This window comes from Pseudomonadota bacterium, from assembly GCA_023229365.1.
Taxonomy (GTDB): domain Bacteria; phylum Myxococcota_A; class Polyangia; order JAAYKL01; family JAAYKL01; genus JALNZK01.
This window is the reverse complement of record JALNZK010000129.1, coordinates 1-15416: the sequence shown is the minus strand read 5'-3', so window position 1 is coordinate 15416 and position 15416 is coordinate 1. Positions and strand designations below refer to the sequence as shown.

Annotated in this window: 14 protein-coding genes; 4 read left to right on the top strand and 10 right to left on the bottom strand. The window is 70.4% G+C overall.

What is annotated here, in order from left to right:
- Together M0R80_27030 and M0R80_27025 are read left to right on the top strand one after the other, a co-directional pair.
- On the top strand, window positions 1-949 hold a 949-nt coding region (locus tag M0R80_27030), incomplete at its 5' end, for an immune inhibitor A (protein MCK9463290.1).
- Between the two features lie 98 nt (window positions 950-1047).
- A complete protein-coding gene (locus M0R80_27025) occupies window positions 1048-2034 on the top strand; it encodes a TerC family protein (GenBank protein MCK9463289.1) in 987 nt (328 codons plus the stop codon).
- 86 nt (window positions 2035-2120) lie between these two features.
- Here the strand turns inward: M0R80_27025 and M0R80_27020 are convergent, their stop codons facing one another.
- The 3 genes from M0R80_27020 to M0R80_27010 form a co-directional block, all read right to left on the bottom strand.
- Entirely contained in the window at window positions 2121-2420 is a 300-nt protein-coding gene (locus tag M0R80_27020) for a DUF2007 domain-containing protein (GenBank protein ID MCK9463288.1), read from the bottom strand.
- 43 nt (window positions 2421-2463) lie between these two features.
- Window positions 2464-4614, bottom strand: a complete 2151-nt coding sequence (locus tag M0R80_27015) for a bifunctional (p)ppGpp synthetase/guanosine-3',5'-bis(diphosphate) 3'-pyrophosphohydrolase (protein MCK9463287.1) — start codon at window positions 4612-4614, stop codon at window positions 2464-2466.
- Between the two features lie 142 nt (window positions 4615-4756).
- A complete protein-coding gene (locus M0R80_27010; GenBank protein ID MCK9463286.1) occupies window positions 4757-5650 on the bottom strand; it encodes a hypothetical protein in 894 nt (297 codons plus the stop codon).
- 77 nt (window positions 5651-5727) lie between these two features.
- Between M0R80_27010 and M0R80_27005 the strand changes: the two genes are divergently transcribed.
- Window positions 5728-6588, top strand: coding sequence for an ARMT1-like domain-containing protein (locus M0R80_27005; protein ID MCK9463285.1), 861 nt, complete (start codon window positions 5728-5730; stop codon window positions 6586-6588).
- A gap of 25 nt (window positions 6589-6613) precedes the next feature.
- Here M0R80_27005 and lgt read toward each other — a convergent pair whose 3' ends face one another.
- On the bottom strand, window positions 6614-7576 hold the full coding sequence (lgt, locus tag M0R80_27000; GenBank protein MCK9463284.1) for a prolipoprotein diacylglyceryl transferase: 963 nt from the start codon (window positions 7574-7576) through the stop codon (window positions 6614-6616).
- A 193-nt stretch (window positions 7577-7769) separates the two neighbouring features.
- On the opposite strand from lgt, the gene M0R80_26995 reads away from it, so the two are divergent.
- The gene (locus tag M0R80_26995; protein ID MCK9463283.1) at window positions 7770-8378 is read left to right on the top strand and encodes a tyrosine-protein phosphatase; all 609 of its coding nucleotides are present in this window, start codon (window positions 7770-7772) and stop codon (window positions 8376-8378) included.
- Here the strand turns inward: M0R80_26995 and M0R80_26990 are convergent.
- The 6 genes from M0R80_26990 to M0R80_26965 all read right to left on the bottom strand — a co-directional run.
- Entirely contained in the window at window positions 8367-9485 is a 1119-nt protein-coding gene (locus M0R80_26990) for a HAMP domain-containing histidine kinase (GenBank protein MCK9463282.1), read from the bottom strand. The two genes, M0R80_26995 and M0R80_26990, sit on opposite strands and share 12 nt — an antisense overlap.
- Window positions 9482-12586, bottom strand: a complete 3105-nt coding sequence (locus tag M0R80_26985) for a response regulator (protein ID MCK9463281.1) — start codon at window positions 12584-12586, stop codon at window positions 9482-9484. The genes M0R80_26990 and M0R80_26985 overlap by 4 nt, the downstream gene beginning before the upstream one ends.
- A gap of 63 nt (window positions 12587-12649) precedes the next feature.
- A complete protein-coding gene (locus M0R80_26980) occupies window positions 12650-13339 on the bottom strand; it encodes a VTT domain-containing protein (protein MCK9463280.1) in 690 nt (229 codons plus the stop codon).
- 119 nt (window positions 13340-13458) lie between these two features.
- Window positions 13459-13938, bottom strand: a complete 480-nt coding sequence (locus tag M0R80_26975; GenBank protein MCK9463279.1) for a response regulator — start codon at window positions 13936-13938, stop codon at window positions 13459-13461.
- A 201-nt stretch (window positions 13939-14139) separates the two neighbouring features.
- Window positions 14140-15078: a hypothetical protein gene (locus tag M0R80_26970; protein ID MCK9463278.1), complete on the bottom strand. Its 939-nt coding sequence runs from the start codon at window positions 15076-15078 to the stop codon at window positions 14140-14142.
- A 15-nt stretch (window positions 15079-15093) separates the two neighbouring features.
- Window positions 15094-15416, bottom strand: a 323-nt coding sequence (locus M0R80_26965; GenBank protein ID MCK9463277.1) for a hypothetical protein, incomplete at its 5' end; no start/stop codon positions are given.

The window sequence follows — 15416 nt, the reverse complement described above, 5'->3', positions numbered from 1 at the left end:
GACGACGTGGGCGTGGGGCACGCCGACGAGCGGCCCGTACGGGGCGCACAGCGGGGTCAGCCTCTGGACGACCAACCCCTCGGGGACGTACAGTAACAGCGAGGACGGCTACCTCACGTCACCGGTCATCGATCTGAGCGCGTACTCGGGAGAGGCCGTCATCCTGAACTGGTGGCAGTGGTACTACGGCGAGGGGTGCTGCGACTACATCAGCGTCGAGGTGAGCAACAACGGCGGCAGCTCGTGGGCGGTCATCTACGGCCCGTACAACAACACGGGCGTGACCGCGTCGGCGTGGGCGCGGCAGACGGCGAACGTCGGCTCGGGCTACGCGGTGTCCAACTTCAGGTTCAGGCTCCACTTCACGACCGACAGCTCCGTCGTGTACGACGGTTGGTACGTGGACGACTTCTGCGTCGCGACGGTTCCGGTCGCGCCCGCGACCTACACCGAGAGCTTCGACGCGGGCAACGGCGGCTACACGGCGAGCGGCACGACGACCTGGGCGTGGGGCGCGCCGTCGAGCGGCCCGTACGCGGCGCACAGCGGCTCGTACCTGTGGGGCACGAACCTCTCCGGGACCTACACCACGTACGAGGAGGGGTACGTCACCTCGTCGAACATCGATCTGTCGAGCCTCTCGGCAGAGCCAGGGATCTCGGTGTCGTGGTGGAGTTGGTACGCCGGCGAGAGCTGCTGCGACTACGGCGCCGTCGACGTGAGCAACAACGGCGGCGGCTCCTGGAGCACGGTTTGGGGGCCGACCTACGCCGGATCGACGGGCTCCTGGGCGAACCGGGTGGTCTCGTTGTCGGCGGCCTACGCGACGTCGAGCTTCCGGATGCGCTTCCATTTCCATTCCGACTCGTCCGTCCAGTACGACGGCTGGTACGTCGACGACGTGGCGATCGGCGCCGCGACGACCACCGACGCCGCCTGCGAGCCGTAGCCCACGCGCCTCGTCCGACCCCGCTTCAGGTCGATTGAACGCCGCGTTTTCACCTGTTATGGTGCGGTCGCTCGCAGGCGAGCCCGAGGTCACGAGGCATGCTGCAGATCAACATCTGGGTCTGGGTGATTGCGCTGGGGATCGTCGTCTCGCTGCTTGTCCTCGACCTCGGGGTGCTCAACCGGAAGGCGCACCGCGTTTCCCTCCGCGAGGCTGCGGGGATGACCGCGATCTGGGTGGGGTTCGGCCTCGCGTTCAGCGTCCTCGTCTTCTTCATCTACGAGAAGCACTGGTTCGGCGTGGGCGTCCCCCAGGGGATCCCGGGCGAGGTCACGGACGGGTGGAAGGCGGTGAGCCTCTACATCACGGGCTACCTGCTCGAGGAGTCGCTCAGCATCGACAACCTGTTCGTGTTCGCCATGCTCTTCTCGAGCTTCCGCGTGCTCCCGGAGCACCAGCACCGCGTCCTGTTCTGGGGCATCATCGGCGCGATCATCACGCGCTCCGCGATGATCTTCGGCGGCGTCTGGCTGCTCTCGCGGTTCGAGTGGCTGTTCTACGTGTTCGGCGCCTACCTCGTGCTGACCGGGATCAAGATGGTCGTCCCCAAGAAGGAGAAGGAGCAGCACGCAGAGGGCGAGAACTGGCTCGTCCGCAAGCTGAGCAAGATCCTGCCGATCGCGCCCGAGTTCTCGGGCACGCGGTTCGTCGTCCGTTTCGAGGGGAAGCGGATGTTCACCAAGCTGTTCCTCGTGCTGATCGTCGTGGAGCTCACGGACGTGATGTTCGCGCTCGACTCCGTGCCCGCGGTGCTCGCGATCACGACCGACCCGTTCATCGTGCTCACCTCGAACATCTTCGCGATCCTGGGCTTGCGCTCCTTGTACTTCGTCATCGCCGGCGCCATGGACAAGTTCCACTACCTGTCCCACGCGCTGTCGGCGATCCTCGTGTTTATCGGCCTGAAGATGATCTCGCACGACCTCGTGCACGTCCCGACGCTGCTCTCCCTGGGCGTGATCCTCACGTTCGTCACGGCGGCGATCGTCGCGTCGGCGATCAAGTCGAAGAAGAAGCCGGCGTAGGGCAGGGGGCGCGGCGAGGGGTGGGCGGGCGCGGCGAGCGGCGGGCGGGCGCGGCGAGCGGCGGGCGGGCGCGGCGAGCGGCGCCCCTACTCGGTCTTTCCGCCCTCGCCCTTGTCGGCGGGCGGCGGAGCCTCGGACGGGAGGAGCGGGCCGGCCTGCATGCGGCGGTACTCGTCGAGGAGCTCCTCGGCGTACGGCATGTCCTCCTCCGCCACGCGGAAGATGATCTGCGTCTGCGTCTGCGGCGTCATCGAGCCCCCGATCCCGGCGCTCCCCGGATCGGTCACGGCGTACTCGAGCTCCGCGTCGTCCAGGAACGCGGCGAAGAGATCCGCCGAGACGGGATCGTTCATGCGGACGAGCTCGACGAAGTTGTCGCTGGTCATGGCCACCTCCCGGGTCTGGTCCTCGCGATCAGTGTACCGCAAATCAGTCGGCGTGGGTGCGGAGGATCTCGTAGACGCCCTTGATCTGCTTGAGCGTGCGGACGACCCCGTTCAGCTGCTCGAGATCCTTCACGGAGAAGGTGAAGGTGTTGACGCCGCGATCCGAGTGGCTCGCCTGGCAGTTCGCCGAGTCGAGGTTGATCCCCTTGGTGACGAAGACAGAGCTGAGCTCCGCCAGGATCCCGGGCCGGTTCGCGGTGAGGACCTGGAGGCACACCGGTCGCTGGGACACCGCCGTCGCGGCCCACTGCACCTTGGTCTGGCGCTGCGGGTCGAGGACGGCGGCCTTGGAGCAGTTGCGCCGGTGGACGACGATCCCCCGGCCGCGGCTGACGTAGCCGACGACCTCCTCGCCCGGCAGCGGGTTGCAGCACCGCGCGAAGCGGATCAAGAGGTTGTCGACGCCGTCGAGGACGATGCCGGCGTCCTGGCCGTGGATCACCTTGCGGATCACCTTCTCGAACGGCGTCTCGCGGACCTCCGAGGGCGGCGCGGCCTTCTTGTCCTCCGGCAGGAGGCGGTCGATCACCTCGTCCTTGTCGACCCTGCCGTGCCCGACCGCGGCGAGGACGTCGTCGGCGTTCGAGAGCTTGAACTCCCTCGCGAGATCGTCGAGCTCGCCGGACTTCATGATGCGGTTGAACGAGCAGCCGAACCGGCGCAGCCCGCGCTCGAGCAGATCTCTGCCGGCCTGGATCGACTGGGTCCGCTCCTCGGCGCGGAGGAACGACCGGATCTTGTTCCGCGCCTTGCTCGAGACCGCGATGTCCAGCCAGTCCGTCGACGGGCGCTGGTTCTTGGACGTCATGATCTCGATCCAGTCGCCGTTGCGGAGCTCCGTCGTGAACGGCACCTGGACCCCGTTGACGCGCGCGCCGGTGCAGTGGTTCCCGACCTCGGTGTGGATCGCGAAGGCGAAGTCGAGGGGGGTGGAGCCCTTCCTGAGCGAGATGACGTCGCCGCGCGGCGTGAAGACGAACACCTCGTCGAGGAAGAGATCGACCTTGACCGAGTCGAGGAACTCGCGCGAGTCGGAGAGCCCGTCCTGGTTCTCGAGCATCTCGCGGACCCAGCGGAACGCGTCGACCGACGCCTTGCCCGACCCCTCCTTGTACGCCCAGTGCGCCGCGACGCCGAACTCGTTGACCTGGTGCATCTCCTCGGTGCGGAGCTGGATCTCCATGCGCTCGCCGCCGGTCCCGACGACGGTCGTGTGCAGCGACCGGTACCGGTTCGGCTTCGGGATGGCGATGTAGTCCTTGATGCGGCTCGGCACCGGCGTCCAGCGGGAGTGGATGAGGCCGAAGATCGCGTAGCAGTCCGGGATCGCCTTGCAGACCACGCGGAAGGCGATCGTGTCGTAGACCTTCTCGTAGTCGAGCCCCTTGGCCTTCATCTTCTGGTGGATGGAGTAGAGGTTCTTCAGCCGCCCCGACACCGTGACCTCGTACCCGGCCTCGGCGATGAACTGCTCGAGCTCCCGGAGCGTGCGATCGATGTACGCGGCGCGGGACTTCCTGGTCCCCTCGACCTTCTGCGACAGATCGGCGAACGCCTCGGGCTCGAGGTACCGGAACGCGAGATCGTCGAGCTCGGCCTTGAGCCAGCCGATGCCGAGCCGGTTCGCGAGCGGCGCGTAGATGTCGCGCGTCTCCTGGGCGATCCGCTCCTGTGCCTCCGGTGCCAGGTGCTCGAGCGTCGACATGTTGTGCAGCCGGTCCGCGAGCTTGATGAGCAGCACCCGGATGTCGCGCGCCGTGGCGACGAGCATCTTGCGGAAGGACTCCGCCTGGCGCTCCTCGCGCTGCGTGAACTCCACCTTGGACAGCTTCGTCAGGCCGTCGACGAGCTCCGCGACGTCCTCGCCGAACAGCTCCGAGAGCTCCTCGCGCGTCGTGTCGGTGTCCTCGATGGTGTCGTGGAGGAGCGCGGCGCAGATCGACGCCTCGTCGAGCCCCATCTCGGCGACGCGGTACGCCACCTCGAGCGGGTGTACGAGGTACGGCTCCCCGGACTTGCGGGCCTGGCCCTCGTGCTTGCGGGAGGCGTAGATGTACGCCTTCTGGATGACGGTGCTCTCGACGTTCGGGTGGAGCGCGTGGTGCTTGTCGAGTATATCGTTGATCCGAATCATGTAGTGTCCGACTACCTCGCCAACTCCTTAAGAACGCAGACCGCACCCCTGTCCCGAGCCCGGCGCCCGAAACCACCCCCATAATGTGGATGAGTATATGCATTGTCGCCCGCTCGGGCAATTTCAACCGCGTTGAAACGGATCAGCCGGCCTGTTCTCCGCCCGGCTTGCGGGCGCCCGCAAGCGTGCCGAGGCGACCGTGCGCCAGGGAGGAGAAGATCGGCACGTCCTCGCCCGCCTCCCGCTCCGCCTTGCCGTAGCTCGCCGCGGCGCCGTCGAGGTCGCCCCGGTGCTCGCGGAGCCGCCCGCGGACGTAGTGGATCCACGCGCGGACGAACCGCTGCCCCGAGTCGGCGTTGTCCGAGAGCCCCGCGACCTTGCGCCCCGTCAGGAGCTGCGCCTCGATGTGCACGAGCTCGATCATCGTGAGCACGTCCTCGCTTGGCGACAGCGACTCCGCCTCGTCGAGGAGCGCGCCGACGCGATCGTCGGCCCGGCCGAGCCCCACGAGGGCGCGCGCGACGAGGACGAGCGTCTCCGGGAGCCGGAAGCCGGCCTCGACGAGGTCGAGCCCCTCGTCCCGGGCGCGGTCGAGCTCGCCCGCCGCGAACAGCGCCTTCGTCAGGTTGGCGCGGAGCACGAGGGCGTCCGCCCCGGCGGCGGCCGCGATCGCCGGCTCGAGGTGCGCGGCGGCCTGCGGCCAGCGCTCGGACTGGGCGTAGGCGAGCCCGAGGATCGCGTCGATGGGGCCGCTCGCGCCGAAGAGCTGCAGGAGGAGCTGGCGGCGGGCGAGCTCCGGGACCGCGGCCGCCTTCCCGGTCGCGAGGAGGCGCAGCGCCTGCTTGTGGAAGCTCGCCTCGCGGGCGCGCACGAGGCGCGGCAGGACGGCGTAGTAGACGATCAGGAGCGCGCCTATCGGGAACATCAGCCACCTGACCCCGAGCTGCCAGGCCACGAACATCGCGACGAGCGAGGCGAACGGCACGGCCAAGCCGCGGACCGTGAACCTGCGCGGGCGCTCGGTGTCCTCGGGCATGTCCGGAGTATGGCAGGGCGGCGCGCCGATTGCTATGCTCCGGCCATGGCGCGCGGGGAGGAGAGGACGGGGGTGGCGTGCTGACGGCCTCGGAGTGCCGCGCGTGCTTCCTTCGGCAGGCCGAGGAGGTGCCCGCGCGGTTCGGCGCGACCGACGCGCAGCGGAGCCGGGTGCTCCGGGCGGTGCGGGAGGCGCTCGACGGGTTCTCCTCCCTGCGCACGCCGCCGGAGATGGGGGGCATCGTGCACGCCATCGTGCGCCGGGAGCTCGCGCTGGCCGATCCCTACGCCGTGATCAAGGCGCGGGACGACGCGCGGGCCGTCGCGATCCTCCCCGAGGCGCGGCGGCTCGTGGAGCGCTCGCCGGATCCGTTCTTCGCCGCGGTGCGGATCGCGCTCGCCGGAAACGTCATCGACTTCGGCGCGCCGGCCGGGAACGACGACGCCGATCCGCTCGCGCTCGTTTCCGACGCGCTCACGAGGGCGCTCCCCGCTGCGGAGGAGCAGGCCGTGGCCGCGCTCGCCGGATGGGCGAGGGACGCGCGGCGCATCCTCTACCTCGCCGACAACGCGGGCGAGATCGCGCTCGACCGGCTTCTCGTGGAACGGCTGCCCCGCGGCGTGGTGACGGTTGCGGTCCGGTCGACGCCGGCCATCAACGACGCGCTCCTCGCCGACGCGATCGCCGTCGGGATGACCGAGGTCGCCGAGGTTATCGAGAGCGGCTCGGGCGTCCCAGGCACCGTGCTCGGCGACGCGACTGAGGAGTTTCGCGCGCGCTTCGCCGCGGCGGAGCTCGTGATCGCGAAGGGGCAGGGGAACTTCGAGACGCTGAGCGACGTCGACGCGCCGATCGCCTTCCTGCTCATGGCGAAGTGCGAGGTCGTCGCGCGCGAGCTCGGGTGCGCCGTGGGAGACTTCGCGATCGTGTTGAGGTGAGGCGCGGGCGCAGCGAGCGGCGCCCCTACCGCTTCCCCTTCTTGCCCTTCTTGGCGGGCTCGGGCTTCTTCTCGACCCACGGCTCGGGGATTGGGCCGTCGTGGGTGGGCTTGCGCTTCACGAGCACCCAGCCGAGCAGCATGAGGCCTATCGCGAACGGTACGACCGAGAGGACCTGCCCCTCGGTGAGCCCCTGGCCGTTGGTCTCGAACGCGCCGTCCTGGTACTCCTTCACGAACTCCACACAGAAGCGGCCCGCGAAGTAGAGCACCAGGAACAGCGCGGCGAGCAGCCCTATCGGGCGCTTCTCCCGGCCGGCCCACCTGTCCGCGAGGTAGAGGGAGAGGAGGACGAACAGCCCGAGCGCGAACTCGTAGAGCTGCGAGGGGTGGCGCGCCGGGGTCTGCTCGATCAGCCGGTCCCAGAGCGGGTGCTGCTCGGGGATCACGTCGGGGTTCTTGAAGATCTTGTCGCACCACCCGAGAGCGGCGCAGTCGCTGCGCGGGAACTTGACCGCCCACGGGACGTCGGAGACGCGGCCGACGATCTCGGAATTCAGGAAGTTGCCGAGGCGCACCGCGGCCGCTCCCACGGCGGCCGACATGGCGAATCTGTCGAGCACCTCGAGGAACCGCAGCTTGTACTTGAACGAAAAGAGCAGCATTGCGACGACGAGCCCGACCGTGGCGCCGTGGCTCGCGAGCCCGCCCTCCCAGAACTTGAGGATCCGGATCGGATCCGCGAGGTACACGTCGGGCTCGTAGAAGAGGCAGTGGCCGAGCCGCGAGCCGAGCAGCACCGCGATGACGCCCCAGATCAGGTACTTGTCGGCGATCTCCGGCTTGTGCCCGCCGCGCAGCATCTGCCAGCGCCAGAGCACGAACCCGATGTAGAGCATCGTGGCGAAAATGAGGCCGTAGTACCGGAGCTGCATCGGCCCGAGGTGCACGAGGACCGGATCGAGATTGAAAACGAGGGCGTCACCCACGATGGCATCTCCTGTTTGCGCCCGCGCGGCGGCGGCGCGGGAGGAATTGTGCATCTTGCTGCCGGAAGGGCAAGCCCAATATTCCCGCCCGGATTTCGGGCGGGTTCGTGAAATCCCGTGATCTTGTTTCTCCAGCCCGCGCAGATCCTGCGTGGGTCTTCTTCGGCGATAGCATTCCATGTAAAAGGAAAACATGCGCTCGACAGCATTCCAGACGATCGTCCTCCTGCTCGCGGTATCGATCGCCGTCGCCTGCGGGGCGCCGGTCGAGCCCGCGACGGCGCAGGCGGGCCGGGACCCGCGGTGGGCCGAGCCGCTCGCGCGCGACGGCTTGCCGAACCTCGCGCGGATCGAGCCGGAACTCCACCGCGGCGCGCAGCCCGAGCCCGCCGGTTTCGTCGCCCTCGGGGAGATGGGCGTGAAGACGATCGTGAACCTCCGCTCCGAGCACTCCGACCGCGACGACATCGCCGCCGCCGGGCTCCCGGACGGCGCGTTCGAGCTCGTCGAGCTGCCGATGACAGCCGCGAGCGTCGGGGAGGAGGAGGTGCGCGCGTTCCTCGCGGTCGCGGTCGATCCCGCCAGGCGTCCGCTCTTCTTCCACTGCAAGCACGGCGCGGATCGCACCGGCGCAATGGCCGCGGCCTACCGCGTCGTCGCGCAGCGCTGGGCGCCCGAGGACGCGATCGCGGAGATGAGATCGGGCGGGTTCGGGTTCCACGCGCTGTTCGGCAACCTCCCCGAGCTCGTGCGCGGGCTCGACGCCGCAGCGCTGCGCAGGGAGCTCGGTCTAGCGCCCTGAGCCCTTCCGGCGCTCCTCCGGCCTGTGGATGGGGTGTTCGATGAAGAAGGTGGTCCCCTCGCCGGCGGACGTCTTGAAGCCGACCTCGCCGCCGAGGACCCGCTCGCCGAACAGCTTCATGCTGTACGTCCCGAGCCCGCGGCCGTGCGCCGCCTTGGTGCTGAACGAGCGCCTGAAGATCCGCGCCGCGACGTCCTCCGGGATGGCGCCGGGGTTGTTCACGCTGAAGCGATACCTCTCCCCCGTGCGGGCGCAGGCGAGGCGGATCGGCCCGCCGGGCGACGCCTCGAGCGCGTTGCGCAGCATGTTCACGAGCACGCGGCCGAGCAGCGCGGGATCCGTGTCGAAGGGGCCCTCCGGGATCGGCTCCGCGATCTCGAGCGCCGCCACGCCCTCCTCGCCGGGGGGCAGGGCCTCCGCCGCCGCAGACTCCATCACCTCCGCGGGCGTCCGCGCCTGCCAGCCCGGCGTGAACTCGGCGGACTCGACGCGGGTGAGAAGCGTGTGCGCGCGCATCTCGTCCGTGACCTTGCGGGTGAGCCGCTGCACGCGCAAGGCGGCGTCCGTCCGGATGCCGGGGTCGGGGTCGTCGAGCAGGTCCACCCAGGCGGACAGGGACGCGACGGTGTTGTTCAGGTCGTGGACGAAGACGCGCTCGAGCGTGCGGCGGCGCTTCTCGTCGCTGATGTCCCGCATCGAGACGAGCGTGTAGCGGCGATCCCCCAGCGCGAGCGGGGTCGCGATGACGTGGATCTCGGCGGAGCTGACGACGCCGTCGCGGCTGCTCGTGAGGAGGCACTCCTCCTCGGCGACGAGCCCGCTCTCGCGGCTGCCCGAGATCGCGTTGCGGCCGCCGCACACCTTGCACGGGGCCTCGGCGCCGCACAGCGAGGCGGGGTCCGGCGTGTGGGAGCAGCCGAGGGCGTCGCCCAGCCTCCGCCCCGCGACGGACGCGCCCGGCGCGAGGTGGGCCGTCTTGCGCGCCAGCCCGTTCGCCGCGACCACGAGGCTATCCTCGTCGATGATGTACATCGCGGTCCCCGCGGACTCGAAGATCGTGCCGGCGAGGGGCGCCGCGAGCGCCTCGTCGAGCGTCGGGCCCCTCACGGCGCGGCCTTGGCGACGACGCGCTTCGTCTGCCCGGGCTTGACGCTGATCATGCGCAGCGTCCGCTCCCCGCCGACGGTGAGCTCCACCTCGTGCAGCCCGACGGTGAGCTCGACCGTGACGGGCGCGTCGCCTCGCGCCACCCCGTCGATCGAGACGGGGACCGGCCCCTCGACGTCCGGCGCGACGACGGAGATCTTCCCGGTCGTCGGCTCGGCCGCGGGCGCCGGCTCGCTGTCGTAGGGGTTGTCGGACGCCGCCTTCGCGGCGGGGGGCTCCGGGGCGGGGGAGGCGTACGGGTCGTCCGAGTCGTCGGAGCTCCTGTGCCTGCGGGATCTGCGGGACCCGTCCGACCTGTCCGACCTGTCCGACGAGTCCGGCGCTGGCTGCACGGCCGGCTCGGGCGACGTAACGGCCGGCTCGGGCGACGCAACGGCCGGCTCCGGTGGCGCGGCGGGAGGGGGAGGCGGTGCCGGGGGCGGCGGCGGCTCGGGCGGCGCCTCGAACGAGGGGCGCGCGTCCGCCGCGTCGGGCGCCCCGGCGCCGAGCTCCGTCCACATCCGGTAGTTGAAGAACGCGGAGAACGCGAGCGCGACCAGCGCGATCAGGGCCACCGCCTTCCAGGCCGCCGAGGAGCGGCCCCCCCCGTCGCGGGTGAGGGGCGGGAGCGGCGACCCGCGGTGCCCCGCGTCGAAGTCGTCCGCGTCCGGCGCGCCCCCGCGCCTCGGCTCCGAACTCGGCCTCGCGGCCGCGGCGGGCTCCGCTCCGCCGTCCGAGCCGTCCTCCTCGAGCACCTGGCCGTCGCCCAGGGCGCGCCACCGCGCGGAGTCGCGCGTGACGGGCGTCCTCGAGAGGTTGGGGGGCGGCGCGCTGATCCCGGTCACGGCGCCGACGCGGATCAGGTCCAGGATGAGGTTCTCGAGGGCGTCGGGGGAGGCCTCCTGCTCGAGGATGATCTCCCGCGGGCTCGCGCCGTCCGCGAGCCGCTCGAGCGGGACGCGGAGCTTCGGCGGCATGATCTGCGCGTACAGCCGCTTCACCTCGGGATCGATCTCGATGGTGGCGATGTCGATCAGGGCGCCGTCGATCACCTGCGCCACCAGCCCGTTCAGGCGGCGGCAGGCCGACTCGATGGCCCCCTTCGCGCCCTCGGCGAACTGGCGCCGCGGCGTGTCCACGGGCTCGACGACGGCGAAGCGCCCGCTCGTCACGCCGAGGAGCCGCCCGAGCGCGGCGGGGCCGGACGCGAAGGTCCCGTCGGTGCCGGTGCGCGTCACGGCGATGAGCTCGCCCTCGCGGACGTCGGCCTCGAAGTAGTTCCAGGTCTCGCGGAAGGTGATCCGGCAGCTCGGGCGGAGCTTCGACGCGGCGGCGACGATCGGCGTGATGCCGAGCCGCTCGATGCGGCCGCTCACGTCGCCGTGGATGCCGAGCTGGCGCTCGAGCACGAGGCGCGGGCGCAGGACGCGGACGACGCGCGCGAGGATCTGCTTGCGATCCACCTCCTTGAGCATGAAGTCGTCGGCGTCCACGTTCAGGCCGCGCAGCCGCTCGAGGAAGTCCTCCTTCCAGGAGAGGAGGATCACCGGGATGTGGCGCAGGGCGTAGTCCGCCCGGAGGCGGTTGCACAGCTCCCACCCGTCCATGACCGGCATCAGGATGTCCGAGACGATGAAGTCCGGCGGCTCCCGGCGGATCGTCTCGAGCGCCTCCTGCCCGTCGATCGCGAGCCGCACGCGGACGCCCGCCTCGGTGAGGACGCGCGCGAACAGGGCCCGGACCTCGGGATCGTCGTCCGCGACGAGGGCGCGGACGTCCGAGAGCGCGGCGACGTCACCGTCCTCGATCTCGGACGCGGACGCCGTCTCGAGCACCTCGTCGGCCTCGGCGAGCGCCATCATGCCGAGCTGTCCGCTCGTCGCGGGCAGGAACCTGATCCTGCCCCTCGTGCCCTCGGCGGCGGCGCGCCGCAGCTGGGCGATGAGCCCCCAGACCGCGGCCATCAACCGGCCCTCGGACGGCACCCGGATCCTGTGCGAGGGCGCGACGCCCGTCGCGGCGTCGAGCACGCCCGCGTGCAGCTCCTCGATCACGAAGTCGAGGAGCTCGTCCAGCGTCGGATCGGAGAGGCCGATGGTGACGCGCGCGGCCCGGATCTCGGGGGTCGCGACCCTTCGCGCGACGGCGAGGAAGCGCTCCGTGTCGATGGGCTTCGGGATCTCGTTGCCGCGCGGCGGGCCTATCAGCGTGCCGACCTTCAGCACGGGCACGAAGTCGGTCAGCGGATCCGCCGCGAGGGTGTCGGCCAGCGCCTTGCCGCTCGGCGCCGCGTCGTCGAGATCGATGACGACGAGATCGGGCGATCCCTCGACCGTCTTCCTGTGCAGCGCCTCGGCGTCCGAGATCTCGCGCGGCTCGAAGCCGCCGCTCTTGAGCGCCGCGATGATCTCGGCGCGCTCGTCGGGCCGCGCGGCGGCGACGTACACGAGCGGCTTGAGCCCGGCCGCGGGGCTCCGCTCCGCCGTCGGCGGCCTGCGCGGGGGCTGGCTGACGGGCCGCGCGATCCTTGGCGGCTGGTCGGAGAGGGGCTTCGAGACCGGCCCCGGCGGCGGCGGATCCGTCGCCCGCGAGGGGGCGATGAACGGGGCCGAGTCGCGGGCGCCGTCGGGCACGTCGGCCGGGGGCGGCGCCGACGACCGCTTGACGGGGGAGGGCACCTCCTCGCCGGCGAGCGCGCACGCCGTCGCGAGCGTGGTCTCGTACAGGGCGGAAAGGACCCCTATCTGCGCGGCGAGCCACTCGAGGTCCGCGTCGGCCGGCGGCTCGGAGGACGCGCGGACGGCGTCGATCCGCCCGAGGAAGCCGCGCGCCCACTCGGTGATCTCGCCGAGGCTGTACACCGCCCCGGCCCCGACGAGGCTCTTGGCGATCCGCTCGAGCCCCTCGGTCGGCCATCTGCCCCCGAAGGACTTGCCCGTCACCGAGGCGCGCCGGAGCCGCTCCATCTCGCGCCTGAACCCCTCGAACTTCTTGTCGAACGTGGCCAGGAACCCGAGCTGCCGCTTGGCCGTCAACGCCTGGGTCGTCGTGTTGCCGGTCATCTTCCCCTCCGTGCACCGACAGTACGGCGAACCCTTCCCCAAGACAAGCGGGTGACGCGCTCGTCAGCCGGCGCGTTTTCTCGCCGGCACGACGACGGCCGCCGCGAACATCGCGACCCCGGCCACCACGAGCACGACGACGGTCGCGGGGGAGATCGCCTCGTCCGCGCTCGCGAGCGACATGAGCCTCGATCCGGCGAACGCGTAGAGGGCGGCGACGGGCAGATCCCCGAGCAGCGACCCGAGGAGGAACCGGCGGTAGTCCATCCCGGCCGCCGCGCAGGCGATCGTGATGGGCCCGTAAGGGATCGTCACCACGAGCCGCAGCCCGGCGACCGCGAGCACCGGCCTCGAGCGGAGGCGATCCTGAAGGCCAGAGGCGAGCCTCCCGAAGCGCGAGAGGGTGTCCGGGCCGAGCGCGCGCCGGCAGCCGAAGAACAGCGCGGTGGTTCCGGCGAGGACGCCCACCTCGGTCGCCGCGGCGCCGGCGAAAGGCCCGAGGAGCGCGCCGGCGAGCAGCGCGAGCAGCGCCTTGGTCGGCAGCGAGACCGCCATCCCGGCAGCCTGGGCGGCGGTGACGCCGAGGAACGCGAGGAGCGGGTGGGCCGCGGCGGTCGCATCGAGCGCGCGCGCGGCGCGTTTCACGTCGTCGAGATCGAAGCGCCCGCAGGCGACCCACGCGACGGCGATCGCGAGCAGTGCGGCCGCGAGCAGGATCCAGAGGCGGTTCCTTTGGGCGTCGTCCGAGCGCATGGGGACGGGGCAATCTATCCCAAGCGCCGTCCCTTGGCGAGGCGAAGAGGTCGTTTCCCCTCTCCCGCCTCCGCCGCGAGAGAGGGGAAACAGTGCTCAGTAGACTGGTGGAAGAGGATTCAGAATGCGAACTGGACAGAGAGAACGTCAAAAGGAGCTTGAGGATCAGCGTGAGCGTGGTTTTGTGCGGCGGAGGCCCCGTCCTTTACCGATTTCGATTCCAGCTTGGCCCGGATGAACCGCGCGACCTCTTCGAGGCGGCACGGCTTGGGCACGAACCCGACGACGCCCGTGTTCGCCTTCGCGAGCTGGACGGGCGACAGGAGATAGTCGGACATGAGGATGGTGACGACGTCCGGGTGCTTGAGGCGGATCCTCCTCGCGAGCTCGAGGCCGTTGATCTCCGTGATCATCAGGTCGATGAGCGCGACGTCGAAGCCTCGCTGCGAGAGGAGGTCGAGCGCCTCGGCGGCCGACGTGGTCCCGGTCGCCTGGAGCCCCTCGAGGCGCAGGCCGAGCGAGAAGAGGTCGAGCTCGTTGCCGTCGTCGTTGATCACGAGGATGTTCGGGCCGCTCATCATGTCGCGCGCTGGCATCATGTCGCCACCTCCTCTGGAGGCCGAAGCCGGTTTCGCGCGGGGAGCATTGCAACGGTCGTGCCGAGTTTCGTTAGGGGGCGCGATGCGTGCGGCGCTCTCGAAATTATCGAATCAATTCGAGTCGAAGCGGAGCGTCCCCCGGCGATCGGGGCGCGGCGCGATCCGCCCGAAGCCGCCCGTTCATTTCAAGCGTGGAAAATTTCAGAACGGATTTGCAAATATGAAACCCGCGAGCGTCGCGAGCAGGGAGACTCCCGGGCCGCGCCGACCCACCGCGGAACACCCGCAACCGGAATCGGCTCTGCCCTCCGCCTCGCCGTAGCACTCGCACCCGTCGACGCCGCAGGCGCCCTCCGCGAAGTCGTTGTTCTGGCACATGTCGTTGCACGTCGCGGGATCGCACTCGGGGTCGGAGCCCGTGTCCGTGTCGGAATCCGTGTCCGCGTCGGAATCGGTGTCGGAATCCGCGTCGGTGTCGGAATCCGTGTCCGTGTCCGTATCGGTGTCGGAATCCGTCGCGCCGACGTTCGTGTCGACGACCAGCCGCATGACCCAGTCGCCGGCCACGCCGAGGCCGTTGGTCCACTGCCACTGGAAGTCGCCGCCGAAGACGCCGTAGACGAGGTTGCGGTACGCCGTGTTCCCGGTGTCCCGGTACGGGAACGCCACGCCGTCGGCGGGAAACTCGAACGCGACGCGGATCGGCCCCTCGTTCACGATGAGCCCCTCCGAGGCCACGTCGATCGTGTTGAACGCCGTGGAGGAGCTGAAGAGCGCGAGATCGAGATCCTCGTAAATCGTCGAGCCGGTGGGCGTGAGCTGCGCCTCGTCCTCGTCGACCCAGATCCGCAGCGGGAAGACGAGCCCGGACGCCTCGGTCGTGGGGTTGCAGGTGAAGCCGCCCGCGGTCACCGGCGCGAGCGGGAGCTGGATCTGCATGATCTGCACCGGGTACATCTCCTCGCCCGGCACGAAGATCGACGCCACGTACTCGTTTTCGGCGAAGCCGCAGCTCGCCGTGCCGAGCATCAGGGCCGCGAGGCTGTCGTTCTGCAGGGTCACGATCGCGCTTTGCGCCGGCTGTGCCGCCGCGAGCGCCGCCGCGCCGAGCGCGATCCCCAGGAGCCGTTGGAAACGCATCTTCCCTCCTCGCGCCTATTCGATGACGTACTCGTCGCACGCCACCTCGATGAGCGCCATCGCCTCCTCGAGCGCGGACGCCATGTCGCCTGTCGACTGCGCCTCGCAGATGTCGTGCATCACGCCGTGATCCCCTGTCGCGTTCACGTGATCGGCGACGAACCCGGCGAGCCTCCCGGCGGCGATCGCGCCGTCCTCGCCGTAGGAGCACGGGGCCGCTCCGTCCGGGGCCGGGACGCCGGCGACGACGACCGCGACGTACTTCCCCTCGCCGCCGAACCGCGTATCGAGAGCCGTCTTGAACTCGGAGAGCTCGAGGACGTTGTGCTCGACCGGGT

Coding starts and splice junctions, on each gene's coding strand:
- M0R80_27025 (MCK9463289.1), top strand. CDS start 1,048: ATGCTGCAGATCAACATCTGGGTCTGGGTGATTGCGCTGGGGATCGTC.
- M0R80_27020 (MCK9463288.1), bottom strand. CDS start 2,420: ATGACCAGCGACAACTTCGTCGAGCTCGTCCGCATGAACGATCCCGTC.
- M0R80_27015 (MCK9463287.1), bottom strand. CDS start 4,614: ATGATTCGGATCAACGATATACTCGACAAGCACCACGCGCTCCACCCG.
- M0R80_27010 (MCK9463286.1), bottom strand. CDS start 5,650: ATGCCCGAGGACACCGAGCGCCCGCGCAGGTTCACGGTCCGCGGCTTG.
- M0R80_26995 (MCK9463283.1), top strand. CDS start 7,770: ATGCGCTCGACAGCATTCCAGACGATCGTCCTCCTGCTCGCGGTATCG.
- M0R80_26985 (MCK9463281.1), bottom strand. CDS start 12,586: ATGACCGGCAACACGACGACCCAGGCGTTGACGGCCAAGCGGCAGCTC.
- M0R80_26980 (MCK9463280.1), bottom strand. CDS start 13,339: ATGCGCTCGGACGACGCCCAAAGGAACCGCCTCTGGATCCTGCTCGCG.
- M0R80_26975 (MCK9463279.1), bottom strand. CDS start 13,938: ATGATGCCAGCGCGCGACATGATGAGCGGCCCGAACATCCTCGTGATC.
- M0R80_26970 (MCK9463278.1), bottom strand. CDS start 15,078: ATGCGTTTCCAACGGCTCCTGGGGATCGCGCTCGGCGCGGCGGCGCTC.